We start from the raw sequence: 386 nt of genomic DNA, 5'->3' as shown, positions 1-386 counted from the left end.
ATACCGAGCGCGTCGATGAACTCGGACAGAGTCTCGAGATAGTAATCGGTCGTGTACGCGCGGTCAGGCTTGTCGCTGTCGCCGTGGCCCGGCAGATCGAGTGCGTACACCGTCCGTTCCGGCGCGAGTGCGGGGAGTGCGTGACGCCACGAAACTGTCGCGGCGTCCAGCCCAATGCCGTGGAGAAACACCAAAGGCGGCCCCTCGCCGCCGGTCCGGTAGTGAATATCGACGTCCTCACCGTCGACGGACAGTTCGACGCGCTCGGACGAAATCCCTGTCGTCATCGGCGTTCGTTCGGGACCGAGGGCGTATGAGCCTTTGTATCCGCCCAGTTATCACGGCGGGAGCGTCCGAAATCGATCACTCGGGTCGCTCGTACGCAC

The 386-nt window shown here is 63.5% G+C and carries 1 protein-coding gene; it reads right to left on the bottom strand.

Features of this window, described 5'->3' with window-relative positions; genetic code table 11:
* Positions 1–287: alpha/beta fold hydrolase (locus FY251_RS22185; RefSeq protein WP_148417036.1), on the bottom strand; the 287-nt coding region annotated here is incomplete at its 3' end.
* Between the last annotated feature and the right edge of the window lie 99 nt (positions 288–386).

This window comes from Haloferax sp. KTX1 (genome assembly GCF_902410085.1).
Classification (GTDB): Archaea; Halobacteriota; Halobacteria; order Halobacteriales; family Haloferacaceae; genus Haloferax; species Haloferax massiliensis.
This window is presented reverse-complemented; position numbering and strand designations above follow the sequence as displayed.